The sequence below is a fragment of the Streptomyces sp. NBC_00984 genome, from assembly GCF_045162475.1.
Lineage (GTDB): Bacteria > Actinomycetota > Actinomycetes > Streptomycetales > Streptomycetaceae > Streptomyces.
This window is the reverse complement of record NZ_CP108734.1, coordinates 6,910,510-6,936,121: the sequence shown is the minus strand read 5'-3', so window position 1 is coordinate 6,936,121 and position 25,612 is coordinate 6,910,510. Positions and strand designations below refer to the sequence as shown.

The 25,612-nt window shown below is 72.3% G+C and carries 22 protein-coding genes and 1 riboswitch; of the genes, 16 read left to right on the top strand and 6 right to left on the bottom strand.

Annotation, left to right across the window (positions count from 1 at the left end; translation table 11 throughout):
- Positions 1-10 precede the first annotated feature (10 nt).
- On the bottom strand, positions 11-712 hold the full coding sequence (locus OG520_RS31000; RefSeq protein WP_406015346.1) for a class II aldolase/adducin family protein: 702 nt from the start codon (positions 710-712) through the stop codon (positions 11-13).
- Between the two features lie 209 nt (positions 713-921).
- On the opposite strand from OG520_RS31000, the gene OG520_RS30995 reads away from it, so the two are divergent.
- The 7 genes from OG520_RS30995 (at position 922) to OG520_RS30965 (ending at position 9,476) form a co-directional block, all read left to right on the top strand.
- Positions 922-2,187 (top strand): anion permease, encoded by a 1,266-nt coding sequence (locus tag OG520_RS30995; protein ID WP_399325541.1) that lies wholly within the window; start codon positions 922-924, stop codon positions 2,185-2,187.
- A gap of 22 nt (positions 2,188-2,209) precedes the next feature.
- A complete protein-coding gene (locus OG520_RS30990; RefSeq protein ID WP_266421086.1) occupies positions 2,210-2,440 on the top strand; it encodes a hypothetical protein in 231 nt (76 codons plus the stop codon).
- Positions 2,441-2,591: 151 nt separating this feature from the next.
- Positions 2,592-2,723: riboswitch (cobalamin riboswitch) on the top strand.
- Between the two features lie 144 nt (positions 2,724-2,867).
- The gene (locus tag OG520_RS30985; protein WP_406015345.1) at positions 2,868-3,866 is read left to right on the top strand and encodes a cobalamin biosynthesis protein; all 999 of its coding nucleotides are present in this window, start codon (positions 2,868-2,870) and stop codon (positions 3,864-3,866) included.
- The gene (locus tag OG520_RS30980) at positions 3,863-5,407 is read left to right on the top strand and encodes a cobyric acid synthase (RefSeq protein ID WP_406015344.1); all 1,545 of its coding nucleotides are present in this window, start codon (positions 3,863-3,865) and stop codon (positions 5,405-5,407) included. Before OG520_RS30985 ends, OG520_RS30980 begins: the two co-directional genes overlap by 4 nt.
- 61 nt (positions 5,408-5,468) lie before the next feature.
- On the top strand, positions 5,469-7,487 hold the full coding sequence (locus OG520_RS30975; RefSeq protein WP_406015343.1) for a putative cobaltochelatase: 2,019 nt from the start codon (positions 5,469-5,471) through the stop codon (positions 7,485-7,487).
- Complete coding sequence (gene cobO / locus OG520_RS30970; RefSeq protein WP_356481425.1) at positions 7,487-8,086, top strand: cob(I)yrinic acid a,c-diamide adenosyltransferase; 600 nt, start codon at positions 7,487-7,489, stop codon at positions 8,084-8,086. Before OG520_RS30975 ends, cobO begins: the two co-directional genes overlap by 1 nt.
- 10 nt (positions 8,087-8,096) lie before the next feature.
- The gene (locus tag OG520_RS30965; protein ID WP_406015342.1) at positions 8,097-9,476 is read left to right on the top strand and encodes a cobyrinate a,c-diamide synthase; all 1,380 of its coding nucleotides are present in this window, start codon (positions 8,097-8,099) and stop codon (positions 9,474-9,476) included.
- Positions 9,477-9,559: 83 nt separating this feature from the next.
- Here OG520_RS30965 and OG520_RS30960 read toward each other — a convergent pair whose 3' ends face one another.
- The gene (locus OG520_RS30960; protein WP_406015341.1) at positions 9,560-10,282 is read right to left on the bottom strand and encodes a ZIP family metal transporter; all 723 of its coding nucleotides are present in this window, start codon (positions 10,280-10,282) and stop codon (positions 9,560-9,562) included.
- A 105-nt stretch (positions 10,283-10,387) separates the two neighbouring features.
- Here OG520_RS30960 and cobC point away from each other — a divergent pair, with 105 nt between their 5' ends.
- Positions 10,388-12,088 carry an Rv2231c family pyridoxal phosphate-dependent protein CobC gene (gene cobC, locus OG520_RS30955; protein ID WP_406015340.1) on the top strand — a complete coding sequence of 567 codons (1,701 nt, stop codon included), beginning with the start codon at positions 10,388-10,390 and terminating at the stop codon, positions 12,086-12,088.
- A 64-nt stretch (positions 12,089-12,152) separates the two neighbouring features.
- Here the strand turns inward: cobC and OG520_RS30950 are convergent, their stop codons facing one another.
- Positions 12,153-13,199, bottom strand: coding sequence for an SCO1860 family LAETG-anchored protein (locus OG520_RS30950; RefSeq protein ID WP_406015339.1), 1,047 nt, complete (start codon positions 13,197-13,199; stop codon positions 12,153-12,155).
- A gap of 325 nt (positions 13,200-13,524) precedes the next feature.
- The gene (locus OG520_RS30945; RefSeq protein WP_399326755.1) at positions 13,525-14,601 is read right to left on the bottom strand and encodes an amidohydrolase family protein; all 1,077 of its coding nucleotides are present in this window, start codon (positions 14,599-14,601) and stop codon (positions 13,525-13,527) included.
- A 134-nt stretch (positions 14,602-14,735) separates the two neighbouring features.
- Between OG520_RS30945 and OG520_RS30940 the strand changes: the two genes are divergently transcribed.
- From OG520_RS30940 to OG520_RS30905, 8 genes are all read left to right on the top strand, one after another.
- Positions 14,736-15,842 carry a pyridoxal-phosphate-dependent aminotransferase family protein gene (locus tag OG520_RS30940; protein ID WP_406015338.1) on the top strand — a complete coding sequence of 369 codons (1,107 nt, stop codon included), beginning with the start codon at positions 14,736-14,738 and terminating at the stop codon, positions 15,840-15,842.
- A gap of 394 nt (positions 15,843-16,236) precedes the next feature.
- Positions 16,237-16,701 (top strand): diaminobutyrate acetyltransferase, encoded by a 465-nt coding sequence (ectA, locus tag OG520_RS30935; protein ID WP_406016608.1) that lies wholly within the window; start codon positions 16,237-16,239, stop codon positions 16,699-16,701.
- Positions 16,702-16,784: 83 nt separating this feature from the next.
- Entirely contained in the window at positions 16,785-18,053 is a 1,269-nt protein-coding gene (ectB, locus tag OG520_RS30930) for a diaminobutyrate--2-oxoglutarate transaminase (RefSeq protein ID WP_399325561.1), read from the top strand.
- Positions 18,054-18,120: 67 nt separating this feature from the next.
- Complete coding sequence (locus OG520_RS30925; RefSeq protein WP_389977370.1) at positions 18,121-18,519, top strand: ectoine synthase; 399 nt, start codon at positions 18,121-18,123, stop codon at positions 18,517-18,519.
- Between the two features lie 3 nt (positions 18,520-18,522).
- Positions 18,523-19,416, top strand: a complete 894-nt coding sequence (thpD, locus tag OG520_RS30920; protein WP_406015337.1) for an ectoine hydroxylase — start codon at positions 18,523-18,525, stop codon at positions 19,414-19,416.
- A 111-nt stretch (positions 19,417-19,527) separates the two neighbouring features.
- Positions 19,528-20,553 (top strand): VOC family protein, encoded by a 1,026-nt coding sequence (locus tag OG520_RS30915; protein ID WP_406015336.1) that lies wholly within the window; start codon positions 19,528-19,530, stop codon positions 20,551-20,553.
- A gap of 55 nt (positions 20,554-20,608) precedes the next feature.
- Positions 20,609-21,043 carry a hypothetical protein gene (locus OG520_RS30910; RefSeq protein ID WP_406015335.1) on the top strand — a complete coding sequence of 145 codons (435 nt, stop codon included), beginning with the start codon at positions 20,609-20,611 and terminating at the stop codon, positions 21,041-21,043.
- Complete coding sequence (locus OG520_RS30905) at positions 21,040-21,408, top strand: hypothetical protein (protein ID WP_406015334.1); 369 nt, start codon at positions 21,040-21,042, stop codon at positions 21,406-21,408. The genes OG520_RS30910 and OG520_RS30905 overlap by 4 nt, the downstream gene beginning before the upstream one ends.
- Positions 21,409-21,491: 83 nt before the next feature.
- Here OG520_RS30905 and OG520_RS30900 read toward each other — a convergent pair whose 3' ends face one another.
- Positions 21,492-24,182, bottom strand: coding sequence for a SpoIIE family protein phosphatase (locus OG520_RS30900; protein WP_406015333.1), 2,691 nt, complete (start codon positions 24,180-24,182; stop codon positions 21,492-21,494).
- 310 nt (positions 24,183-24,492) lie between these two features.
- Positions 24,493-25,554 carry an aminotransferase class V-fold PLP-dependent enzyme gene (locus tag OG520_RS30895; protein WP_399325571.1) on the bottom strand — a complete coding sequence of 354 codons (1,062 nt, stop codon included), beginning with the start codon at positions 25,552-25,554 and terminating at the stop codon, positions 24,493-24,495.
- Positions 25,555-25,612 lie beyond the last annotated feature (58 nt).

The window sequence follows — 25,612 nt, the reverse complement described above, 5'->3', positions numbered from 1 at the left end:
GTCCGGCGGATCAGGGCCGGACAGGGCGCGGCGTACGGACAGCCGGGCCGGGTCGGCCCGGCTGTCCGTACCCCTTGAGCGCCTCCTGCACATCGCGCAGCTGCTCCGGCGAGAGCAGGTTCGGAGTGTGTCCGGGGACGGAGCTCGCGGTGAGCCAGAGCCGGCAGAGCCATTCCAGCTGGGCGGTCCGGTCGTACGCCTCGTCCAAAGTGGCTCCGTAGGTGACGGTTCCGTGGTTCTGGAGCAGACAGCCCGTACGCCCTCGCAGGGCGGCGAGCATGTTCTCGGCCAGTTCCGCGGTGCCGTAGCGCGCGTAGGCCGCGACGCGGACGGGGCCGCCCAGCACGGCGGCGGCGTAGTGGATCGACGGGACCTCGGGGACCAGTGTGGAGACGGCCGTGGCGTGCACCGCGTGGGTGTGCACGACGGCGGCCGCGTCGGTGTTCCGGTAGACGGCGAGGTGGAGCGGCAGTTCGCTGGTCGGGGCCAGTTCGCCGAGTACGCGGTTGCCTTCCGGATCGACGCCGACTGCGTCCTCGGGGCCCAGCCGGTCGTACGGCACTCCGCTCGGCGTGACCAGGATGGTGTCGCCGACCCGTGCCGACACGTTTCCCGAGGTCCCGACGACGAGGCCCTCGGCCGCCGTCCGCCGGGCGGTGGTGACGACACCGTCCCAGGCGCGTCCGATCGCGTCCCGCTGCTGCTCGCTCATACGCCGATCCTGTCAGCCCCGGAGGCGAACGGGTATGCGATCGGCCACAGCCGCGCCCCGCCGGAAAACCGGGCCACGCCTCGCCCGGACACAAGCGGAATGCTCACACTCCGGTTTGGAACACCCCAACGCCCTGCCCAGTTCATCTTCCGTTCACCCAGGTTGCCTACGGTCCACATGCCAATGACGTCGAACGATTGCCTGGGTAAATGGAACACATCACGCTGCTACTCGCGATTGTGATCGTGACAGCTCTAGTGTTCGATTTCACGAACGGTTTCCACGACACCGCGAACGCGATGGCGACGACCATCTCGACCGGTGCACTCAGACCGAAGACAGCGGTGGCCATGTCCGCCGTTCTCAATCTCGTCGGCGCGTTCCTGTCGGTGGAGGTCGCCAAGACGATCTCCGGCGGGATCATCAACGAGGACGGGCTGCGAACAGAAGTCATCTTCGCGGCACTCGTCGGCGCCATTCTGTGGAATCTGCTGACCTGGCTGGTCGGACTGCCGTCCAGCTCCTCGCACGCCCTGTTCGGCGGTCTGATCGGCGCGGCCGTGATGTCGGCGGGCTGGTCGTCCGTCAACGGCGGCACCGTCGTCACCAAGGTGCTGCTGCCCGCCCTCGCCGCCCCGATCGTCGCCGGTCTGGCCGCGCTGCTGGCCACCAGGCTGACGTACCGGATCGGCGGGAAGGTCCGCAACGACGCCCAGGAGAAGGCCACCGCCAAGGGTTACCGCGCGGGCCAGATCGCCTCGGCCGGACTGGTCTCCCTCGCCCACGGCACCAACGACGCGCAGAAGACCATGGGCATCATCACCCTGGCCCTGGTCACCGGCGGCGTCCTGCACCCGGGCGCCAACCCGCCGGTCTGGGTCATCGTCTGCGCCGGTACGGCCATCGCGCTCGGCACCTACCTGGGCGGCTGGCGCATCATCCGCACCATGGGCAGCGGCCTCACCGACCTCAGGCCGCCGCAGGGCTTCGCCGCCCAGACCAGCGCGGCCACCGTCATCCTGGCCTCCTCGCACCTCGGCTTCTCCCTCTCCACCACCCAGTCCTGCTCCGGCGCCGTGATGGGCGCGGGCCTCGGCCGCCAGGGCGGTGTGGTCCGCTGGTCCACCGCCACCCGGATGTTCGTCGCCTGGGGTCTGACCCTGCCGGCCGCGGGTCTGGTCGGCGCGGGCGCGGAACTCCTCACCAAGCAGGGCACCTGGGGCGTCGTGGTCGTCGCGGTGCTGCTGGTCGCGGGCTCCGGTGCGATCTGGCTGGTGTCGCGCCGCAAGCCGGTCGGCCACGACGATGTCGCGCCGGCGGACGTCGACATCGAGCCCGCGGGTGTCGTCACCACGGCCATCGCCGCCGTCAGCCCGCCGCCCACCGCGGCCCAGGCGACGGCCCAGAACCTCATGACCACCATTCCGGCCCCGGCCGGAACCACCCAGGACCCGGCGCGACCCGCCACCGTCTGACCCGGCCGTCTAAGGATTCAGCATGAACATCGACTGGGCAGCCCTCGGCTCCGTATTCGGCGTCTCCCTCGTTGTCACCGTCGCGCTGGTGGGCCTCTTCACCCTGGGCATCGTCGGCCTCTCCAAGCAGCCGGAACCGGCGGCGCAGGGCGGCTCCGGCGGCTCGCTGCTGCTGGCCCGCGCCGGCGCGTACGTCTGCTTCACGCTGTGCGCGGCGGCCGTCGCGTACGGCATCTATCTGATCGTCGCCTGAGCCACTCCCGCGCACGCCCTCCCATCGGGCCGGACACCAGAGGTGTCCGGCCCGATGTGGGTCTCAGCACACTGCGCCGTCGCAGGTCAACGGCAGGTTGACGGGCGTTCGCAGAGCGTGGTGGACTGCCGGAGCCAATTACGGCGACAGCAGAGGAAGCCGGTGCGAATCCGGCGCGGTCCCGCCACTGTCACCGGGGAGCGGTCCCCCACACCGGAAGTCACGGCACGCGCGAGCGGGCTGGAAGGCCGGGGGAACCGCGGATCCGGGAGCCAGGAGACTCTCGTCGCCGGTCACGTCGAACCAGGGCGCGGACCCTGAGTGAGGACATATCGCCATGCCTGGCCGCCCTGCGTCCGCTGTTCCGGCGCTCTCGACGAGAGCCGCCTGTACGAAGGTCCTCCGAGGCGCGACGGCCGGTTGAGCCGTGCGAGCCGACCGCATCTTCGCGTACGGCGCCACGGCCGGTCTGATCGGCGATCTGCTGCTCGGTGACCCCCGCAGGGGACACCCGGTCGCCGCCTTCGGGCGGGCCGCGGCGGGCGTCGAACGCCGTCTGTGGCGCGACCACCGCGGGTGGGGCGCGCTGCACACCCTCGTCTGCGCCGGAGGCGCCGCAGGTGGTGCCGCGCTGATCACCCGCGCCGTACGCCGCAGCCCCGCCGCCTCCGTCGCGCTGACCGCGGCCGTCACCTGGTCCGTCGTCGGCGGTACGTCCCTGGGGCGCGAGGCGCGGGCCATCGGCGGCGCCCTGGCGGCCGGTGACCTCGACCTGGCCCGCGAGCGGCTGCCGCATCTGTGCGGGCGCGACCCGCAGTCCCTGGACGGGCCGCAGATCGCCCGCGCCGTGGTGGAGTCCGTGGCGGAGAACACCTCGGACGCCGTGGTCGGCGCCCTGGTGTGGGGCGCGCTGGCCGGGGTCCCCGGGCTGGCCGGCTTCCGGGCCGCCAACACCCTCGACGCGATGGTCGGTCACAAGTCGCCCCGCCACCGGCGCTACGGCTGGGCCTCGGCCCGCCTCGACGACCTCGCGGGCTGGCCCGGCGCCCGGCTCACGGCCCTGCTCGCCGTGGCCGCCGGGGGGCGGCCGGGCGGAGCGGTCCGCGCCTGGCGGGCCGATGCCGCCAAGCACCCGAGCCCCAACGCGGGCCCGGTGGAGGCCTCGTTCGCGGGAGCGCTCGGCGTACGCCTCGGCGGAACCCTCGCGTACGGCGGCCGGGTCGAGCACCGCCCCGTGCTCAACGGGGAGACGGGCCGGGCCGTGGAGACCGAGGACATCGAGCGCGCGGTCCGGCTGTCGCGCCGGGTGGGCGCGCTGGCCCTCGGCGTGTGCGTGGCGGGACGGATCGGCGCGGCCCTCGCCGCACGACGGATCGCGGGGCGCCGGACGGCAGCACCTCGCAGCGCAGGACGGAGAAGCACATGAGCGGCGGACTGCTGGTCGCCGGAACCACTTCCGACGCGGGCAAGAGCGTCGTGACGGCAGGCATCTGCCGCTGGCTCGTGCGCCGGGGCGTGAAGGTGGCGCCCTTCAAGGCGCAGAACATGTCGCTGAACTCGTTCGTCACCCGCGAAGGTGCCGAGATCGGGCGCGCCCAGGCCATGCAGGCCCAGGCCGCCCGCGTCGAGCCGACCGCGCTGATGAACCCGGTCCTGCTCAAGCCCGGCAGCGACCGCTCCAGCCAGGTCGTCCTGATGGGGAAGCCGGTCGGCGAGATGAGCGCGCGCGGCTACCACGGGGGCAGGCAGGAAGCGCTCCTCTCCACGGTCGTGGACTGCCTGGAGCAGCTCCGGGGCACGTACGACGCGGTGATCTGCGAGGGGGCGGGCAGCCCGGCCGAGATCAATCTGCGGCGCACGGACATCGTGAACATGGGCATCGCACGGGCGGCGCGCTTCCCGGTGGTGGTCGTCGGCGACATCGACCGCGGCGGTGTCTTCGCCTCGTTCTTCGGTACGACGGCGCTGCTCGCCGCGGAGGACCAGTCGCTGATCGCCGGCTATCTCGTCAACAAGTTCCGCGGCGACGTGTCGCTGCTGGAGCCGGGTCTGGAGATGCTGCGGGACCTCACCGGGCGGCCGACGTACGGCGTGCTGCCCTTCGCCCACGGCCTCGGCATCGACGAGGAGGACGGTCTGCGGGTCTCGTTGCGCGGAGCCGTGCGCGAGTCGGTCGTCGCACCGCCGCACGGCGAGGACGTGCTGCGCGTCGCGGTGTGCGCGGTGCCCCTGATGTCGAACTTCACCGACGTGGACGCGCTGGCCGCCGAGCCCGGCGTCGTCGTCAGGTTCGTGGACCGCGCCGAGGAGCTGTCCGACGCCGACCTCGTCGTCGTGCCGGGCACCCGCGGCACCGTGAAGGCGCTGGCCTGGCTGCGCGAGCGCGGCCTCGCCGACGCGCTGGCGCGGCGCGCGGCCGAGGGCCGGCCGGTCCTCGGCATCTGCGGCGGATTCCAGCTCCTCGGCGAGCACATCGAGGACGAGGTCGAGTCCCGGGCCGGGCTGGTCGAGGGCCTCGGCCTCCTCCCCGTACGCATCCGCTTCGACCGCGAGAAGACCCTGGCCCGGCCCGTCGGCGAGGCGCTCGGCGCGCCGGTCGAGGGGTACGAGATCCACCACGGCGTGGCGGACGTACGCGGCGGAGAGGCGTTCCTGGACGGTTGCCGGGTCGGCGCCGTGTGGGGCACCCACTGGCACGGTTCGCTGGAGAGCGACGAATTCCGCCGCCGCTTCCTGACCGAGGTCGCGCGGGCCGCCGGCCGGCGCTTCGTCCCCGCTCCCGACACCGGGTTCGCGGCGCTGCGCGAGGAGCAGCTCGACCGCCTCGGCGATCTCGTCGAAGAGCACGCGGACACCGACGCGTTGCTGCGGCTCATAGAGTCGGGCGCGCCGCCGGGGCTTCCCTTCATCGCACCCGGAGCACCCGGAGCACCCGGAGCGCCCGGAGCCCCCGGAGGCCGCCGATGACCCCGGGCGCCGGCCGAGGCCGCCTTGTTCATGCCCATTCACCCGCAGGAAGGATCGCCTCGTGAGCACGCATTTCCCGTTCACCGCCGTCGTCGGGCAGCAGGACCTGCAACTCGCCCTGCTGCTCAACTCCGTCGCACCGAACATCGGTGGCGTGCTCGTACGGGGAGAGAAGGGCACCGCGAAGAGCACCGCCGTACGCGCGCTCTCGGCGCTGCTGCCGGGGGTGGACGTCGTGTCCGGGTGCCGTTTCTCCTGCGCCCCCGCGTCGCCGGACCCGGCGTGTCCCGACGGTCCCCATGAGGCGGGGACCGGTGTGTCGCGGGACGCCCGGATGGTTGAGCTGCCCGTCGGCGCGTCCGAGGACCGGCTCGTCGGGGCGCTCGACATCGAGCGGGCGCTCGCGGAGGGCGTGAAGGCGTTCGAGCCGGGCCTGCTCGCCGACGCGCATCGCGGGATTCTCTACGTCGACGAGGTCAACCTGCTCCACGACCACCTCGTGGACCTGTTGCTGGACGCGGCCGCCATGGGTGCCTCGTACGTCGAGCGCGAAGGCGTCTCGGTACGGCACGCGGCGCGCTTCCTGCTCGTCGGGACGATGAACCCCGAGGAGGGCGAACTGCGACCGCAGTTGCTCGACCGCTTCGGGCTGACCGTCGAGGTCGCCGCGTCCCGGGAGACGGATCAGCGGGTCGAGGTCGTGCGGCGGCGTCTCGCGTACGACGACGACCCCGCGGCCTTCGCCGCCGGCTGGGCCGACGAGGAGGACGCGCTGCGGGCGAGGATCGTCGCCGCGCGTGCGCTGCTGCCCGAAGTGCGGCTCGGGGACGCGGCGTTGCGGCAGATCGCGGCCACCTGCGCGGCCTTCGAGGTGGACGGGATGCGCGCGGACATCGTGATGGCGCGGACGGCCACCGCACTGGCCGCCTGGGCGGGACGTACGGATGTGCTCGCCGAGGACGTGCGGCAGGCGGCTCTGCTCGCGCTCCCCCACCGGCGCCGGCGCAATCCGTTCGACGCGCCGGGGCTCGACGAGGACAAGCTCGACGACACGCTGGAGCAGAACCGCGGCGAGGACGAGGACCCGGACCCGGACGGCCCCGGTGGCGGCGGCCGGCCCCCGCGGGGCGACGGCCCCGACACGCCGCCGCAGCCCGAGGGCGAGGCCGGCGACACGCCCGCGCCGTCCGTGCCCGAGCAGGGGCGGGAACAGGGGCAGGGGCAGTCCTCCGGGGGCGCTGAGCAGCAACCCGTACGCGCCGCCGAGCCGTTCCGCACGAAGATGCTGAGCGTTCCCGGTCTGGGCGAGGGCGCGGCGGGGCGGCGGTCCCGGGCGCGCACCGAGCACGGGCGTACGACCGGTGCGCGGCGTCCGCAGGGCGCGCTGACCAAGCTGCATCTGGCGGCGACCGTGCAGGCCGCCGCCCCGCATCAGCGGGCGCGGGGGCGGTCCGGGCGAGGGCTCGTGGTCCGGCGGGACGATCTGCGGCAGGCGGCCCGGGAGGGGCGCGAGGGGAATCTCGTGCTCTTCGTGGTGGACGCCTCCGGGTCGATGGCGGCCCGCCGGCGGATGGCCGCCGTGAAGGGCGCGGTCCTCTCGCTGCTGCTGGACGCGTACCAGCGGCGGGACAAGGTCGGGCTGATCACCTTCCGGGGCAAGGACGCCGAGCTGGCGCTGCCGCCGACGTCCTCGGTGGACGCCGCGGCGGCGCGGCTGGAGCTGCTGCCCACCGGTGGGCGCACCCCCGTCGCGGCCGGGCTGCTGAAGGCCCATGAGGTGCTGCGGGTGGAGCGGTTGCGTGATCCGTCGCGTCGGCCGCTGCTGGTCGTGGTGACCGACGGGCGGGCGACCGGGGGGCCCGATCCGGTGGCGCTGGCGACCCGGGCGGCGCGGCTGCACGAGGCGGAGGGCATCGCGTCCGTCGTCGTGGACTGCGAGTCGGGGCCGGTACGGCTCGGCCTCGCGGGAAGCCTCGCGCACGATCTCGGGGGCAGTGCCGTCACGCTCGACGAGCTGCGGGCCGACTCGATCGCCGGGCTCGTCAAGGACGTTCAGGAAACCAACAGGAGGGCCGCGTAATGCCACAGGGACAGCCGACCACCGTGCCCGACGACGGGCTCACCACCCGTCAGCGCCGCAACCGTCCGCTGCTGATGGTGCACACCGGCATCGGCAAGGGGAAGTCGACGGCGGCCTTCGGGCTCGCGCTGCGCGCCTGGAATCAGGGGTGGCCCATCGGCGTCTTCCAGTTCGTCAAGTCGGCGAAGTGGAAGGTCGGCGAGGAGAACGCGCTGAAGGTCCTCGGCGCGAGCGGCGAGGGCGGGTCCGTCGTCTGGAACAAGATGGGCGAGGGCTGGTCGTGGGTGCAGCGCGACGACCAGCTGAACAACGAGGAGGCGGCGCGCGAGGGCTGGGAGCAGGTCAAGCGGGACCTGGCCGCCGAGACGTACCGGCTGTACGTCCTCGACGAGTTCGCGTACCCGATGCACTGGGGATGGGTCGACACCGACGAGGTGATCGACGTGCTGCGCAACCGTCCCGGTGCGCAGCACGTGGTCATCACCGGGCGCAACGCACCGCAGAAGCTGCTGGACGCCGCCGACCTGGTGACCGAGATGTCGAAGGTCAAGCACCCGATGGACGCCGGTCAGAAGGGTCAGCGGGGCATCGAATGGTGAGGGACCGGCGGTGAACGTTCCTCGTCTGGTGATCGCCGCGCCCTCGTCGGGCAGCGGCAAGACCACCGTCGCCACGGGGCTGATGGCGGCCTTCGCGGGGCGGGGCCTCGCCGTGTCCCCGCACAAGGTCGGGCCCGACTACATCGACCCCGGCTATCACACGCTGGCCACGGGCCGGCCGGGGCGGAACCTCGACGCGTACATGTGCGGCCCCGATCTGGTCGCCCCGCTGTTCGCGCACGGGGCGCGGGGGTGCGACCTGGCGGTGGTCGAGGGCGTGATGGGGCTGTACGACGGGGCTGCGGGGCAGGGCGAACTGGCGTCGACCGCCCAGGTCGCGAAGGTGCTGCGGGCGCCCGTGGTGCTGGTCGTCGACGCGTCGTCGCAGTCGCGTTCCGTGGCCGCGCTGGTGCACGGCTTCGCCTCGTGGGATCCGCAGGTGCGGATCGGCGGGGTGATCCTGAACAAGGTCGCCTCCCAGCGGCACGAGGCGCTGTTGCGGGACGCCCTGGACGAGTCCGGTCTGCCGGTGCTGGGGGTGTTGCGGCGGGCCGAGCAGGTGGCTGTGCCGTCGCGGCATCTGGGGCTGGTGCCGGTGGCCGAGCGGCGCGGCGACGCGGTGGGCGCGGTCGAGGCGATGCGGGAGCAGGTGGTGGCGGGGTGCGATCTGGACGCGCTGATGGCGTTGGCCGGGTCGGCGCCCGCGTTGCCGGGTGAGGTGTGGGACGCGACGGCGGCGATCGGCGCCTGCGGCGGGCCTGTTCCGCTGTCCGCCCCCGTCGGTGGCCGGGGCCCGGTCGTGGCCGTGGCCTCCGGCGCCGCGTTCACCTTCTCCTACGCCGAGCACACCGAGCTGCTCACCGCCGCCGGGGCCGAAGTCGTGCCGTTCGATCCCTTGCGGGACGAGGCGTTGCCCCGGGGCGCACGTGGGCTGGTCATCGGCGGGGGTTTCCCGGAGGTGTACGCCTCCGAGCTGTCGGCCAACACGGCGCTGCGCAAGGCCGTCGTCGAGCTGGCGGAGTCGGGCGCTCCGGTCTCCGCCGAGTGCGCGGGGCTGCTGTATCTGGCGCGTTCGCTCGACGGGCTGCCGATGTGCGGGGTCCTCGATGCCGAGGCGCGGATGTCGAAGCGACTGACGCTCGGCTACCGGCAGGCCGTGGCGGTCTCCGACAGTGTGCTGGCGGCGCCCGGCACACGGGTGCGCGGGCACGAGTTCCACCGGACCGTGCTGGAGCCGGGCGCGGGGGCCGCTCCGGCGTGGGGCATGCACCAGCCGGAGCGGCGGGTCGAGGGGTTCGTGCAGGGCGGCGTGCACGCCAGCTATCTGCATACGCACTGGGCCTCGGAGCCCGGCATGGCCCGCCGGTTCGTCGAGCGGTGCGGGGGATGAACCGCGGCCGCGCTGCGAGCAGGGCGACCGGCGTCGGTGTCGGTTTCGGCTTCGGGCCGGTCGGCCCGGCACCGGCGCGGTGCTCAGTCCGCGATGCCCACCACGAGCCAGATGAAGCCCACCCCGGCCACGGTGCACAGCAGCGTGGAGCGGGCCGGGTGTTCGTGGTGTGCCTCGGGAAGGATCTCGGCGGCGGCGAGGTAGAGCAGTGCGCCGCTGAAGAAGCCGAGATAACCCCCGAGGAGTTCCGCCGGAAGGGTGAACAGCAGGGTCGTCGCGGCGCCCACGAGCGGCGCCAGGGCGTCCGCGAACAGCATGAGCAGGGCCTTGCGGCGGGCGTTCCCGTACAGGCTGGTGATCGTGTAGGTGTTGAAGCCGTCGGCGAAGTCGTGCGTGATGACGGCGAGGGCCACGGCGGCTCCCATGCCGGCGCCCACCTGGAACGCCGCGCCGAGTGCCACGCCGTCCATCAGGCTGTGGCCGACCATCGCCGCCGCTGCCGTGAGCCCGACCTGCGGCACCCGCTCCTCGCCCGCGCCGTGTGCCGCCTGGCGTACGGCGAGCAGCCGCTCCACGAGGTGGGCGAGGAGGAAGCCGCCCACGAACAGCAGCAGGGCGGCCGGGACCCCGAAGACGGGTCCGCCCGCGGCGTCGATCGCCTCCGGCAGCAGGTCCAGGCCGACCACTCCGAGCATCAGCCCACCGGCGAAGCCGAGCACGAGGTGGCGGCGGTCGGTGACGCGCTGGGCGACCCAGCCGCCTGCCAGGGTCATCAGGAACGCGCCGAGCGCGACGAACACCGCCATGCGCTCTTGCTAGCCGATTGACCCCGGTGCGCGCATCTCAGCGCGCCCTGCCGCCCGCCCGGCGTCGCTCCTCCCTCTCCCCGCATTCCGAAAGGACCCCGCTCCATGTCCGAAGCCGCCGCCGCAGCCGCCGTGTTGCGCCCCGCGTCGCTCGCCGTCGGGGTCGGCGCGTCCAGGGGCGCGCCGGTCGACGAGATCCTCGGGCTGGTCCGGGACACCCTGCGCGAGGCCGGGCTCTCGCCGCTGGGCATCGCGGAGCTGGTGACCGTGGACGCCAAGGCGGACGAACCGGGAATCGTCGCCGCCGCCGCCGCGCTCGGCGTACCGCTGCGTACGTACCCGGCCGGGGAGCTGGCCCGTATCGAGGTGCCCGGTCCGTCCGGCGCACCGCTCGCCGCTGTCGGAACGCCGTCGGTCGCGGAGGCCGCGGCGCTCGCGGCGGGGGGTGAGCTTCTCGTACCGAAGCGGAAGTCGGCCCCGCGGGGGCGGGCTCCGATGGCGACCTGTGCGGTGGCGCGCCGCGAGCCGCGCGGGCGGGCGGCGGCCGTCGCGCTCCCGGCGCCGGACGTGCCGTCCGGTCCCGACCGTTGCGTGGAACCGGGTGCCGGGCGCATAGTCGTTCTGCCGGACTTCGAGGACGACGTGGGACTGCCGCAGCAGCCGGCCTCCCACCCCGACCACGACGGCCATCACCACCACCCCACGGCGGCCATGCACACTCCCACGGAAAGTCCCGACGCGACCGGCGCGGGCACGCACGATCTGCGGCACCACGGTGACGCGGAAGTACGGGGACGGGACCGGGATCTGACCGATCTCGCCGTCAACGTACGGGCCGGTACTCCCCCGGCCTGGCTGAGGGAGCGGATATCCGCGTCACTGGGCTCGCTCGCCGCCTACCCGGACGGCCGTCCGGCGCGGGCGGCGGTCGCGGAGCGGCACGGGCTGCCGGTGGAGCGGGTGCTGCTGACGGCGGGTGCGGCGGAGGCGTTCGTGCTGATCGCACGGGCGCTGCCGGTCTGCCGTCCGGTCGTGGTCCATCCGCAGTTCACCGAGCCGGAGGCGGCGCTGCGCGCGGCCGGGCACAAGGTGGGGCGGGTGCTGCTGCGGGCGGAGAACGGGTTCCGGCTGGACCCCTCGGCGGTGCCCGAGGACGCGGATCTGGTGGTGGTCGGCAATCCGACCAATCCCACGTCCGTGCTGCATCCGGCGGCGGTGCTGGAGCAACTGGCGCGTCCCGGCCGGACGCTGGTGGTCGACGAGGCGTTCATGGACGCGGTGCCGGGCGAGCGCGAAACACTGTGCGGGCGTACGGACGTGCCGGGGCTCGTCGTGCTGCGGAGCCTCACCAAGACCTGGGGGCTCGCGGGGCTGCGGATCGGTTACGTGCTGGCCGACCAGGGCACCGTCCGCGCGCTGGAGGAGACCCAGCCGCTGTGGCCGGTGTCGTCCCCGGCTCTGACGGCGGCCGAGGCGTGCATGGAGCCGCGGGCCCTGGCCGAGGCGGCTGCCGCCGCGGAGCGGATCGCGGTGGACCGGGCCCATCTGGTGGCGGGGCTCATGGAGTTCACCGAGGTGCGGGTGGCGGAGCCGGCCGAGGGGCCGTTCGTCCTGGTGCGGCTGGAACGGGCCGCCGAGGTGCGGGAGCGGTTGCGGATGCTGGGGTTCGCGGCGCGCCGAGGAGATACGTTTCCCGGACTCGGCCCCGAGTGGCTGCGGCTGGCCGTGCGCGACCGGGCCACGACCAACCGCTTCCTGCAGGCATTCGACCAGGCACTCCAGACGCTGGGGGCGGCCAGGCGCTGACGGGGCGCCCGCGGGGAGCGGCACCCCGTCACAGGAACGCCGCTCCCCCGGGCCCCGGAAGGGGTCAGCCCTGGGCGCGCCGCCTGGCCACGACCACCGCCCCGGCGCCCGCCGCCAGCAGTGCGACCGCGCCGCCCGCGATGTACGGAGTGGCGGAACTGCCGCCGGTCTCGGCGAGGTTGGAGTCGACGGCCGGTTCGTGGCCGGTGCCGGTCTGCGGCTTCACACCGCCGTCGCTGTTGCCGCCGCTGCCGCTGGAACCGCCGTTGCCGGAGGCGCCGCCGTCACTGGAACCACCGCTGCTGGAACCGCCGTTGCCGGAACCGCCGTCGCTGGAGCCGCCATCGCTCGACCCGCCGTTGCTCGACCCGCCGTTGTCCCCGCCGCCCGGTCCGGTCGACTTCGGCGTCTCGCAGGTCGCCTCGACGAGCGTGATCTCGCCCTGCACATCGGCCACGTTCAGTTTGAGCGGGTTGACGGAGACCTTCAGCCGCAGCGCGGTCGCCGCGGCGGTGCGCGAGGTGGTGTGCGTCTTCGAGAGGTCGAGGGTCACCTCGCCGACGCCGGGAACGCCGACCTGCGTGGTGCCGCCCGCGCTGAGATCGATCCGCTTACCGAGGACCGACACGTGCCCCAGCACGTTCGACTCGGCGACCGGCTTCCGGCCCACCTCGCAGACCGCCTTGGACGTGACCTTCTCCACCTCGATCAGTGAGAGCAGCGGCAGTCCGGGGACGTGGACCCGGGCCTTCGCCACATTGCTGTAGCCCTCGGCCCGGTGCTTGTCGACGGTCGCGTTCGCGGTGGCCACATCGGCGGCGAGCACGCTGACCGGCCGGCCGCCGTCCACCCCGTCGAGCCGCACGCTGAGCGCGGTCTCCTTGGCGTCGGCGGGCGCCTTCACCTCGTTGAGCGTGGCCCTGAGCGGCACGTCGACCGTCTTGTTCAGGAGCGAGACGTCGAGCGCGGCACGGAGTACGACCGCGCTCGCCTTCCCGTCGCCGGTGGTCGTGGTGGTCGCGGTGGCGGCCTGCGCCGGCACGGCGACCAGCAGGGCGACGGGAGCGGCGGCGACCGCCAGGGCGGCCAGGCGGAAGGTGTTGCTGTTCAAAGTGGTGGAACCCCCACAAGAGACATGGAGCCACCGGTGCCGTCCAATGGGGGACATCGAGAGCTCCGGTGGCCTCGACCCCGAAAGCTTTACGCACGGAGGGTGAACTTGCGGACACCTGACGTGAGTTCACCCCAAAGGGGGGTTTCCGTGCCTGTATTCGATTATCTCGGGACGTTCGTTCCTCCGGGTCACCCGATCCACTGAGCGCGGTCGGCGCCGGAGCCGACTGCGCCGGGGTGCGCGCGAAGGTGTTTCAACGACGGGGCAGGGGTTCGGTAACTTCCCGTCAACACGGCGCACCCCGGCCGGAGGGCCGCCGGACTCAGCCGATCACCCGCCCGTTCAGCACCACCCGCCGCGGCGCCGCGAGCACCCGTACGTCCGCCCGCGGGTCCTCGTCGTACACCACCAGGTCCGCCGGGGCGCCCTCCTCCAGCACCGGCCGCCCCAGCCACTGCCGGGCGCCCCAGGTCGTCGCGGAGAGCGCGTCCAGGGCCGGGATGCCCGCCTTCACCAGCTCGGCGACCTCGTCCGCCACCAGTCCGTGGGCGAGCACACCGCCCGCGTCGGTGCCGACGAAGACCGGGACCCCGGCGTCGTACGCGGCGCGCACCGTGTCGTAGCGCCGCTCGTGCAGCCGCCGCATATGGGCCGACCAGCGGGGGAACTTGGCGTCGCCGCCCGCCGCGAGCGAGGGGAACGTGGCGATGTTGACCAGGGTGGGGACGATCGCGACCCCGCGCTCGGCGAACAGCGGAATGGTGTCCTCGGTGAGCCCGGTGGCGTGCTCGATGCAGTCGATCCCGGCCTCGACGAGATCGCGCAGCGAGTCCTCGGCGAAGCAGTGCGCGGTGACCCGGGCGCCGAGCCGGTGCGCCTCGGCGATGGCCGCCTGGACCGCGTCGCGCGGCCAGAGGGCGGTCAGATCGCCCACCTCCCGGTCGATCCAGTCGCCGACCAGCTTCACCCAGCCGTCGCCGCGGCGCGCCTCCTGCGCGACGTACGCGACCAGCTCCTCCGGCTCGATCTCATGGGCGTAGTTCCGGGTGTACCTGCGGGGCCTGGCGATGTGCCGGCCGGCCCTGATGATCTTCGGCAGGTCCTCGCGGTCGTCGATCCACCGGGTGTCGGCCGGTGAACCCGCGTCCCGCAGCAGCAGCGCGCCCGCCTCCCGGTCGGCGAGGGCCTGCTTCTCGCTGGTCGCCGCGTCGACGGCGCCGTGGTGGTCGAGCCCGACGTGGCAGTGGGCGTCCACCAGACCCGGCAGCGCCCAGCCGGTGAGGGTCACCGCCCCGTCCGCGCCGGCCGGTCTCCCGTACGAGATCCGTCCGTCGACCACCCAGAGCTCGTCCCGTACGTCCTCGGGACCGACGAGCACCCGCCCCTTCACGTGCAGCACCTGCGATGCCTTGTGATCACTCATGGGCAGCACTGTACGAGGCGGCGCGCGGGGCCCTGGGTACGCTTCGACGGAAGCACCGCCCGTACGCGCCACCGCGCACCGACCCGCCCCGACCCGAAGAGAGCACCACCGTGACGCACCCCTTCCTCGACCTCGCCCCGCTCACCGCCGCGCACTTCGCGGCCATCGAGCGGCGGGTGGCCGGCCTCCTCGCCACCGAGCAGGACGTCGTCATCATGCAGGGTGAGGCGCTGCTCCCCCTCGAAGGCTGCATCCGGGGCGCCACCCGGCCCGGCTCGACCGCGCTGAACGTCGTCACCGGGCCGTACGGGCAGACCTTCGGGAACTGGCTGCGGGACTGCGGTGCCCATGTGGTCGACCTGGCGGTCCCCTTCCACACGGCGGTCACCGCCGACCAGGTCGCGCGGGCGCTGGCCGAGCACCCGGAGATCGACTTCGTCTCCCTGGTCCACGCGGAGGCGGCGACCGGCAACACCAATCCGGTCGCCGAGATCGGCGAGGTGGTCCGTTCGCACGGGGCACTGTTCATGCTGGACGCCGTCGCCTCGGTGGGTGCCGAGCCGCTGCTGCCGGACGTGTGGGGCGTCGACCTCTGCGTGATCGGCGCACAGAAGGCGATGGGCGGCCCGGCCGGGGTGTCGGCGGTGTCGGTGAGCGGGCGCGCCTGGGAGCGGATCGCCGCCAACCCCGAGGCTCCGCGCCGCTCGTACCTCTCGCTCCTGGACTGGAAGGAGCGCTGGATCGACGGTGGCCGCAAGGCCCTGCTGCACGCCCCCGCCCAGCTGGAGATGCTGGCGCTGGAGGCCTGTGTGGAGCGGATCGAGGCCGAGGGCCTGGACGCGCTGATGGCCCGTCACGCCGCGGCCGCCGCGGCGACGCGTGCGGGCGCGGTGGCGCTCGGCGGCGGCCTCTCGCCGTACGTGCACGCGGCCGGGGAGGCGGCGCCGGTCGCGACGACGCTGCGCGCCCCCGAGGGGGTCGACGCCGCCGAACTGGTCGCACGGGCGCTCGCGGCCGACCCGTCCTTGCCGCTGATCGCGGGCGGGGGCGCACTGTCCAAGGAGATGATCCGGGTCAATCACTACGGCGTGGACGCGACGCGGGGCGCGGTGCTGTCCTCGCTCGCGGCACTGGGGGCGGCGCTGGCCGATGCGGGCCGGCAGGTCGACTTCGAAGCTGCCCGCAAGGCCGTCTCGGAAACCTGGCCGAGCGAATAAATACGCACCGGCACGCCAATATTGCATAAATGCGGGGAGCTGCCTTATTCAGAGCAGCTCCCCGCATTCTTCTGCCCGCTTTCCCGGACCCTAAACACCCCGGTTTCCAGGAGCCCCTTCCACACAATTCCGTTGCGTCGCCCCCGAGTTACGTCCATGTGACCGACTCCACACTGCGACCGTTATGACGGATAAATGAGATACGAAACGGGATAAAACACATCGGGCTCGCGCCAGGGCACGCGCCCGCCTGATAACACAGAGGACCGCTCCACCCAACCCTTCACGTCGATGCAATTTCAGAATTTGCTGGGTAAATTCAATTCGCATGACCGCCGCACCAGCAGATTTTGCACGTGCCCGAAACGAATTCATCACCATCGACACCCCACGAGTGGAGGACGGGGCCGCGATCTGGCGCATAGCCCGCGACTCCGAGGTCCTGGACCTCAACTCCTCGTACAGCTACCTGCTGTGGTGCCGTGACTTCGCGGCGACCTCCGTGGTCGCCCGCGACGAGGCCGGCGAGCCCATCGCCTTCGTGACGGGATACCTCCGGCCGGACCGTCCCGGGACGCTCGTCGTCTGGCAGGTGGCCGTCGACCAAGGCCACCGCGGGACCGGCCTGGCGGGCAAGCTGCTGGACGCGCTGACCTCGCGGGTCGCCGCCGAACAGGGCCTGGCCTCGGTCGAGACGACCGTCACCCCGGACAACACCGCGTCGGACCGGCTGTTCACCTCCTACGCACAGCGCCACGGCGTGTCCCTGGAACGCAAGGTGCTCTTCGACGGCGGGCTGTTCCCCGAGGACACGCACCTGCCCGAAGTCCTGTACCGCATCGGCCCGTTCCACGCGTGAGCGCCTTCGCACCGCCCCGTTCCACGCCCGAGCCCGCCCGCACCGCCGCCCGTCACACACCCCCCGCAAGCAGGAGATCCCCTGTGACCATCACCCCGCCCGCCCTGAGTGTCTTCGAGACCCTGGAGTCGGAGGTACGGAGCTACTGCCGCGGCTGGCCCGCGGTGTTCGACCGTGCGCAGGGCGCCCGGCTGACCGACGAGGACGGCCACACCTACCTGGACTTCTTCGCCGGCGCGGGATCGCTCAACTACGGCCACAACAACCCGGTCATGAAGCGCGCGCTGATCGACTACATCGAGCGCGACGGCATCACCCACGGCCTCGACATGGCCACCACCGCGAAACGCGCCTTCCTGGAGTCCTTCCAGAACAACGTGCTGCGTCCGCGCGACCTCCCGTACAAGGTGATGTTCCCCGGACCGACCGGGACCAACGCGGTCGAGGCCGCGCTGAAGCTGGCCCGCAAGGTGAAGGGGCGCGAGTCGATCGTCTCGTTCACCAACGCCTTCCACGGCATGTCGCTGGGTTCGCTCGCCGTCACCGGCAACGCCTTCAAGCGGGCCGGGGCCGGCATCCCCCTGGTGCACGGCACCCCGATGCCGTTCGACAACTACCTCGACGGCCGGGTACCCGACTTCCTCTGGTTCGAGCGGCTCCTGGAGGACCAGGGCTCCGGCCTCAACAAGCCCGCCGCGGTGATCGTCGAGACCGTGCAGGGCGAGGGCGGCATCAATGTGGCGCGCCCCGAGTGGCTGCGGGCGCTGTCCGACCTGTGCCACCGCCGCGACATGCTCCTGATCGTCGACGACATCCAGATGGGCTGCGGACGTACCGGGGCGTTCTTCTCCTTCGAGGAGGCCGGCATCACCCCCGACATCGTCACCCTGTCGAAGTCCATCAGCGGCTACGGCCTGCCGATGTCGCTCTGCCTGTTCAACCCGGAGCTGGACATCTGGGCACCGGGCGAGCACAACGGCACCTTCCGCGGCAACAACCCGGCGTTCGTCACGGCCACCGCCGCGCTGGACGCCTACTGGGCGGACGGCCAGATGGAGAAGCAGACCCTGGCCCGGGGCGAGCAGGTCGAGCAGACGCTGCTCGCGATCTGCGACGAACACACCCGGCTCGGTGCGCGGTTCCGGGGCCGCGGCCTGGTGTGGGGCATGGAGTTCACCGACGCGTCGCGCGCCGCCGCGATCTGCGCCCGTGCCTTCGAGCTGGGCCTCCTGGTCGAGACCTCCGGCCCGAAGAGCGAGGTCGTGAAGCTGCTGCCGCCGCTGACCGTCACCCCCGAGGAGCTGGACGAGGGGCTGCGCACGCTGGCCCGCGCGGTCCGCGACACCGCCTGATCCCGGGCCCGCCCCGACGCGGGTCCGACGAGAAACACCGCTGCAGAGAGAAAGGCACCGACCCACCGTGATCGTCCGATCGTTCCGTGACATAGAGAACACCGACCGGCATGTGAAGGCCGCTTCCGGCACCTGGGAGAGCAAGCGCATCGTGCTCGCGCAGGAGAAGGTGGGCTTCTCCCTCCACGAGACAACGATGTACGCGGGCACCGAGACGTCGATGTGGTACGCGAACCACATCGAGGCCGTCCTGTGCGTCGAGGGCGAGGCCGAGCTCACCGACGACGAGACCGGCGAGAAGCACTGGATCACCCCCGGCACGATGTATCTGCTGAACGGCCATGAACACCACACCATGCGGCCGAAGACCGACTTCCGCTGCGTCTGTGTCTTCAACCCACCGGTCACCGGGCGGGAGGAGCACGACGAGAACGGTGTCTACCCGCTGCTCACCGAGGAGGGCTGAGCCATGACCACCGATGTGCGCGCCGACCTTTACCCGACACGCGGCACCGCCGAGATGACAACCCCCCGTCAGGACCCGGTGATCTGGTCCGCGCCCGGCGCCCCGGGGCCGGTGGGCGTGAAGGATCTCCAGGCCTTCGAACGCGACGGCTTCCTCTCCGTGGACCGGATGATCACGCCCGACGAGGTGGCCGTCCTCCACACCGAACTGGAACGTCTGATCGCCGACCCGGCGGTCCGGGCCGACGAGCGCTCGATCATCGAGCCGAAGTCGCAGAAGGTGCGGTCGGTCTTCGAGGTCCACCGGATCAGCGAGGTCTTCGCCCGGCTGGTGAGCGACGAGCGGGTGGTGGGCCGGGCCCGTCAGATCCTCGGCTCGGACGTGTACGTCCACCAGTCCCGGATCAACGTCAAGCCGGGCTTCGGCGCTTCGGGGTTCTACTGGCACTCGGACTTCGAGACCTGGCACGCCGAGGACGGTCTGCCGAACATGCGGGCGGTGTCCGTATCGATCGCGCTGACCGAGAACCACGACACCAACGGCGGGCTGATGATCATGCCTGGCTCGCACAAGTCGTTCCTCGGCTGTGCGGGTGAGACACCGGAGGACAACTACAAGCAGTCCTTGAAGATGCAGGACGCCGGCACCCCGTCCGACGAGGCGCTGACGAAGATGGCCGACCGGCACGGCATCAAGCTCTTCACGGGCAAGGCGGGTTCGGCGACCTGGTTCGACTGCAACTGCATGCACGGCTCGGGCGACAACATCACTCCGTACCCCCGCAGCAATGTCTTCATCGTCTTCAACAGCGTGAAGAACGCCGCCGGGGAGCCGTTCTCGGCACCGGCGCGGCGGCCGGAGTTCATCGGGGCGCGGGACTTCACGCCGGTGAGGTGAGGAACTGCCGGGCCGAATCGGGACCGGGCGGGCGGTGCGGCGGTGTCGCACCGCCCGCCTCCGCCGAAAGCCGGTGGACCACGACGGCCCCGCCCGGAGACAGTGGGGCCCATGACCTCACTCGTACGTCACATCACGATCGACTGCGCCGACGCCTACGGGCTGGCCGGTTTCTGGGCCGGAGTGCTCGGCGCGCGGATCTCGGACGGGGACGCCCCCGGTGATCCCGAGGCGCTCGTCGAGTCCCCCGGTGCCGCGCTGCTCTTCATCTCGGTGCCGGAGCCGAAGAGCGCCAAGAACCGTGTCCACCTGGACATCCAGCCGCAGGACCGGACCAGGGACGAGGAGGTCGAGCGGCTGCTCGGCCTGGGTGCCACCCTCGTCGCCGACCACCGCAGGCCGGACGGGCGGGGCTGGGCAACGCTCGCGGACCCCGAGGGCAACGAGTTCTGCGTCGAGTGCGGTGCGGCGGAACGGGCGGCCCTGACCGGGACCCGGCTGCCGGTCACGGCGGACGACGTCACCACCGCGGTACGGCTCGCGGTCGCCGCGCTCCAGGAGTCCCCGGTGGAGAACTGGGACGTCCCGGCAGGGTCGTTGGAGTGGAGCTGCTGGGAGACCGCGGAGCACCTGAGCGACGACCTCTTCTCCTACGCGACCCAGCTGGGCCCGCAGCGGCCGGCGCTGGACGCGTACGTCCCGTACCGCTGGAGTCCCGAGCGCGAGGGAGGTCCGTGGAACGCGGTCTTCGCGGACCGGTCCGCCGGACCCGCCGGGCTGCTCCGGACGCTGGAGGCGAGCGGCGCACTGCTCGCCGCGATGGTACGGACAGCCTCGCCCGAACTCCGCTCGTACCACTCCTACGGGGTGTCCGACCCGGAGGGCTTCGCCGCGATGGGGATCGTGGAGACCCTGGTGCACACGCACGATCTCGCCGCGAGCCTGGGTGTCGCCTGGACGCCGCCCGCCGGCCTCTGCGACCGGGTGCTGGCCCGGTTGTTCCCGGACGCCCCCGAGGACGCCGACCGGTGGGCCGTGCTGTGCTGGGCCACCGGCCGCGCCGAGCTGCCCGGCCGCCCCCGCGTCACCTCGTGGAAGTGGCACAGCGCGCCGCTGGACGAGTCCGGCCGGGCGTAGCGCGAGGCGGGGTCCGGGCGGCCGGCCGGCCGTGGCAACTGCCAGAATCGATGCCGTGAAGCATCAACAGATCCTGGACAAGCTGGCCGCCCGGGGACTCGTCCGGGCGATGGACGAGGAGCTCGCCCGCTGGGTGAAGCATCAGATGCTCTACCCGGGCCGGTCGCGGGCCGAGGTCGAGCGGGGCGTGATCCCCCCGGTCCTGCTGAGGTGGCGCTGCCTGCTCGACGCCGAGGACATCGGCGCGGCGACGAAGAACGTCACCCGGGTCGCGCTCGCCACGCTGCTGCACAAATACGGCTTCCAGGACCCCGGCACCACGGCCGGCGCCCTGGCGGCGGTGGACGAGCTCAACCGTCAGGTGGTGCTCTCCGACGCCTTCGAGCGGCAGTCCCCGGAGATCAAGAAGCTGCTGGAGTCGGCGCCGGTCCCGCTGACGCGCCGGCCGCGCGCCCCCGGACGCTGTCGTTCCTGCGGGCCGGTGACGTGATCTCCTTCGAGCTCTCCGGGCGTTTCCACGCGGCGTACGTCCGTGCGATGCACGGTGCCAACGAGTTCCCGGTGATCGAGTTCTATGCCGGTACGTTCACTCAGCCGCCCACCTGGGCGCAGCTGTCGGGCCGCGCCGCGGCCGCCGGGCACGCGCGTGCCCGCTTCGGCGTCGTGGGGCTGGCCCACCGGCCCGACCCCGCCCACCAGGTGCTGCCCGTCGAGGCGCAGCAGCCCCACCCGCCGCACGGTGGCGATCCACTTCCGGGCAGGGGCCTCTGGGCCATGACCGACATCATGAGCCTGCAGGAGGACGTACGGAACCTCTTTCCGGACGCCCGGCCCACGGTCCAGCAGAACTCCTGAACGAGACCGCACCCGGGGACGGACAGGGAGTGACTCGGGATGGTCGAGGAAGCGCTCTTCTCGAAGGCTTACCGGTCCAGCGGTCAGAGTTCCGCGTCGAGGATGTCCAGCCACGCCGTGCCGTCCGCGCTCCCGTCGGTCCGGGGCAGCGCCATCTCCGCCCAGATGACCTTTCCCTGGGAGGTGTAACGGGTGCCCCAGCGTTCGGCCAGTCGGGCGACGAGGAAGAGACCGCGGCCTCCTTCGTCCATCGCGGCGGCATAGCGCAGATGGGGCGAGGTGCTGCTGCTGTCGGCCACCTCGCAGGTCAGGGTGCGGTCGTGCAGCAGTCGTACGGTGACGGGCGCGGAGCCGTAGCGGATGGCGTTGGTGATCAACTCGCTGAGCACCAGTTCCGTGGCGAACGCGAGCTCGGACAGACCCCAGTCGTCGAGCTTCTCGGCCACGACAGCACGCATCCCCGCCACGGCGGCGGGATCGAACGGTACGTCCCAGTCGGCGACACGGTCGGACGGGATCGCCCGTGTCCGGGCGATGAGCAGCGCCACATCGTCCTTCGGCCGACTGGGCAGGAGCGCGTCGAGCACCGCCTGACAGCTCTCCTCCGGCGACCGGTCGGGGTGGCCCGCCAAGGTCTCACGCAGCAGCCCGAGCCCCACGTCGATGTCCCGGGTGCGGTCCTCGATGAGCCCATCGGTGTAGAGGATGAACTGCGTGCCCTCCGCCACCTCCAGTTCCGCCGTCTCGAACGGCATACCGCCCAGGCCCAGGGGCGGGCCGGCCGGCAGGTCGGGGAACGACACACTGCCGTCGGGCCGGACCAGTGCGGGCAGGGGATGCCCGGCCCGTGCCATGGCGCAGTGAGGGGAGACGGGATCGTAAATCGCGTACAGACAAGTGGCTCCGATGATCCCCGCGTCGGCGTCGGACTCCGCCTCCTCCTGGTCGATGCGCCCGATCAGGTCGTCCAGATGGCTGAGGATCTCGTCGGGCGGCAGGTCGAGTGTGGAGAAGTTGTGCACGGCCGTGCGCAGCCGTCCCATCGTGGCGGCCGCGTGCAGGCCGTGGCCGACGACATCCCCGACGACCAGCGCCACCCGGCTGCCCGGGAGCGGGATCACGTCGAACCAGTCGCCGCTCACCCCGGAGAGTGCGGGCAGGTAGCGATGGGCGACGTCGAGCGCGCTCTGTTCGGGCAGGGCCCGCGGGAGCAGGCTGCGTTGCAGAGTCACGGCCATGGCGTGCTCACGGGTGTAGCGGCGGGCGTTGTCGATGCTGACGGCCGCACGGGCGACCAGTTCTTCGGCCAGGGACAGGTCGTCCTCCTCGAACGGCTGGGGCTTCTCGGAGCGCCAGAAGTTGGCCATGCCCAGGATGACGCCCCGCGCCTGGAGGGGCACCGTGATGAGCGAATGGATGCCGTAATCGACGATCGTCCGCGTCCGCTCCGGGTCCTGGGAGAGCCAGCCGGGTTCGTCGGACAGGTCGGGCGCCAGCTCCGGCCGGCCGGTGGCGAAGGCCCGTGCCTGTGGCGTGGAGGGGAGAAAGTTGATCAGCTGACCGACTTCGTACAGGGGATGGTCGTCCCGGATGCCGCGTACAGCGGTGCGGCGCATGTCCATGTCCGTATGGGTCGGCTCGGCCCCGTGGAGGACCGGTTCGGCCAGATCGACGGTGACGAAGTCGGCGAGCCGGGGGACCGCGATCTTGGTCAGCTCCTCGGCCGTGCGCACCACATCGAGGGTGGTACCGATACCGAGACCGGCGTCGTACAGCAGGCGCAGCCGCTCGCGGGCCTTCTCCGCCCTGCCGGACAGCGCCCGCAGCTCTGTGGAGTCACGCAAGGTCGCGACTGTCCCCCGGGGGCCGCCGCGGCGGCCCGTCGGCCGCTGGCTCACCGCGAGCAGTCGGCTCCCCGCGAGGTGCACTTCGTCCGTGGCCGCGCGCCCCGAGGTCAGCAGCTCCACCATGCCAGGATCAAGGCTGGACAGGTCCGGGATGTGTCGCCCCTCGGCGTCGAGCGGCAGATCCAGCAGCCGTCTGGCCTCGTCGTTTGCCAGCAGCAGCCGACCGCCTTCGCCGACAATGAGCACGCCTTCACGCACGGCGTGCAGCACCGCGTCGTGATGCTCGTACATACGAGTCATCTCGGCAGGGCCCAGACGGTGGGTCTGCCGCCGCAGCCGCCTGGCCACCAGCGCCGTCCCGGTCGTGGCCACTCCGAGCGCAACCGCTCCCGCACCGAGGATGATCGGCATCTGCCGTGCCACCACGCCGGTCACGTGCTTGACCTTCATGCCGGCAATCACCAGGGCCACGACCCGCGCGTGATCGTGGACGGGGACGATCGCCTGCACCTCGCGGCCGAGCGGGCCGTTGACGCTCTCGGTGTACACGTGGCCGGCCAGCGCCGGCGCGAGGGTGGCGACGGCCCTCTTCCCGATCAGCTCCGGCCGCGGGTGCGTGTAGCGGATCCCTTTCGTGTCCATCACCACGATGAAGTCGACGCCGGCCGCCTTCCGCCCCGCCTCGGTGAGCGGCTGGAGCACCCTGGAAGGATCAGGAGCCTTCAGCGCGGTCAGGAGGCCCGGTGAGTGAGCGAATGTCTGCGCGACGGCGACGGAGCGGTTTCTCGCCTCCGTACTGCTGTCGTACCGGGCCTGCACTACGAGCGCCAGCACCGAAGCGGCCACCAGGAGCACGACCACAGCCACCTGCAGGGCGAAGACCTGGCCTGCGAGGCTCCGGGGATGCTTGCCCGTGAGTGACCGCATCTGTGCGCTCCGGAATCGGCCGAAACGAATGGCCCCACTGCCCTTTGTAACACCGCGCGGTCGAAGGTGCGTGCGGTCGGGGCTCGCTCGGGGGCGGTACCGCGCGGCGGCCCGACGACGATCCGGCAGCCGTGGGACCGGATCGGCGCCAGGACGGTACGGGATGCGGCCGGCCCGGATCGGTGGGGAGGACCCGGCCCCGGTGATACTCCCCTCCGAGCCGGTGCACCGCGATTCGTCGTAGCCGCCGTCGCGACCGGCCGGAGGTCCGGGGACTGCCCCGCGCGCTGCTGATCCCCGGCGGGCGGGCTCAGCCGGAGAGCACGTCCAGGACCTGGTCCACATCGGCCTCCGTGTTGTACAGGTGGAAGGCCGCGCGCAGACTCCCCGCCCGGTTCGAGACCACCACCCCGGCCCGCGCGAGCTCCGGCTCCCGCCCGCCCAGTCCGGGCACGGCCACGATCGCCGACTCCCCCGGCACGGTCTCGTGCCCCAGCCCGGCCAGCCCCGCCCGCAGGCGGGCCGCGAGCCCGGTGGCATGGGCGTGGATGGCCTCCACCCCGATCTCTCCCAGCAGCGCGAGGGACCGCTCGGCGCCGTGGTACGAGAGGAAGGCGGGCGGTTCGTCGTAGCGGCGGGCGGTCCGGGAGAGCCGCTCGACCGGGCCGTACGTGCTGTTCCAGGGGTCGTCGGCGGCGGACATGCCGACGAAGACCGGCGGCAGGGCCCGCTGCGCCTCCTCGGTGACGGTGAGGAACGACGCGCCCCGCGGGCAGAGCAGGAACTTGAAGCCGCCGGTGACGGTGTAGTCGTACTCCCCGGCGTCCAGCGGCAGCCAGCCGGCCGACTGGGTGGCGTCGAGCAGTGTCCGGGCACCGTGGGCTGCGGCCGCCGCGCGCACCGCCTTCAGGTCGGCGATCCGGCCGTTGGCCGACTGCACGGAGGAGAAGGCGACGAGCGCGGTGCCCGGCCCCACCGCGTCGGCCAGCCGGTCCAGCGGGACGTAGCGCATCCTGAGGTCGCCGCGGACCGCGAAGGGACTGACGACGGAGCTGAACTCTCCCTCGGGTGCCACGATTTCGGCCCCCGGCGGCAGCGAGGCGGCGATCAGTCCGACATGCACGGACACCGAGCTGCCGACGGCGACCCGGTCGGCGTCCACCCCGGCGAGGCGGGCGAAGCCGGCCCTGGCCGCTTCCACCACTTCGGAGTCGCCGGAACCGTCCGTGACGCCCGAGGCGATCGCCTCGGCGAGCGCCGTCACGGCCGCCACGGTCCGCCGGGGCAGGAGCCCGCAGGTGGAGGTGTTGAGATAGGTCGTCCTCGGCGCGAACTCGGCGTCCACCGCACGGCTGAGCGAAGTAGTCTCCATGCGCCCAGCCTGGGGGTCCCCTCAACCCGTAGTCAATTACGAAGAGTCAAGGGGAACA

Bases quoted from the DNA above. Each gene is read 5' to 3' on its own strand.
- OG520_RS31000 (WP_406015346.1), bottom strand. From the start codon at position 712: ATGAGCGAGCAGCAGCGGGACGCGATCGGACGCGCCTGGGACGGTGTC.
- OG520_RS30995 (WP_399325541.1), top strand. From the start codon at position 922: ATGGAACACATCACGCTGCTACTCGCGATTGTGATCGTGACAGCTCTA.
- OG520_RS30990 (WP_266421086.1), top strand. From the start codon at position 2,210: ATGAACATCGACTGGGCAGCCCTCGGCTCCGTATTCGGCGTCTCCCTC.
- OG520_RS30980 (WP_406015344.1), top strand. From the start codon at position 3,863: ATGAGCGGCGGACTGCTGGTCGCCGGAACCACTTCCGACGCGGGCAAG.
- cobO (WP_356481425.1), top strand. From the start codon at position 7,487: ATGCCACAGGGACAGCCGACCACCGTGCCCGACGACGGGCTCACCACC.
- OG520_RS30960 (WP_406015341.1), bottom strand. From the start codon at position 10,282: ATGGCGGTGTTCGTCGCGCTCGGCGCGTTCCTGATGACCCTGGCAGGC.
- cobC (WP_406015340.1), top strand. From the start codon at position 10,388: ATGTCCGAAGCCGCCGCCGCAGCCGCCGTGTTGCGCCCCGCGTCGCTC.
- thpD (WP_406015337.1), top strand. From the start codon at position 18,523: ATGACCACCGATGTGCGCGCCGACCTTTACCCGACACGCGGCACCGCC.
- OG520_RS30915 (WP_406015336.1), top strand. From the start codon at position 19,528: ATGACCTCACTCGTACGTCACATCACGATCGACTGCGCCGACGCCTAC.
- OG520_RS30900 (WP_406015333.1), bottom strand. From the start codon at position 24,182: ATGCGGTCACTCACGGGCAAGCATCCCCGGAGCCTCGCAGGCCAGGTC.
- OG520_RS30895 (WP_399325571.1), bottom strand. From the start codon at position 25,554: ATGGAGACTACTTCGCTCAGCCGTGCGGTGGACGCCGAGTTCGCGCCG.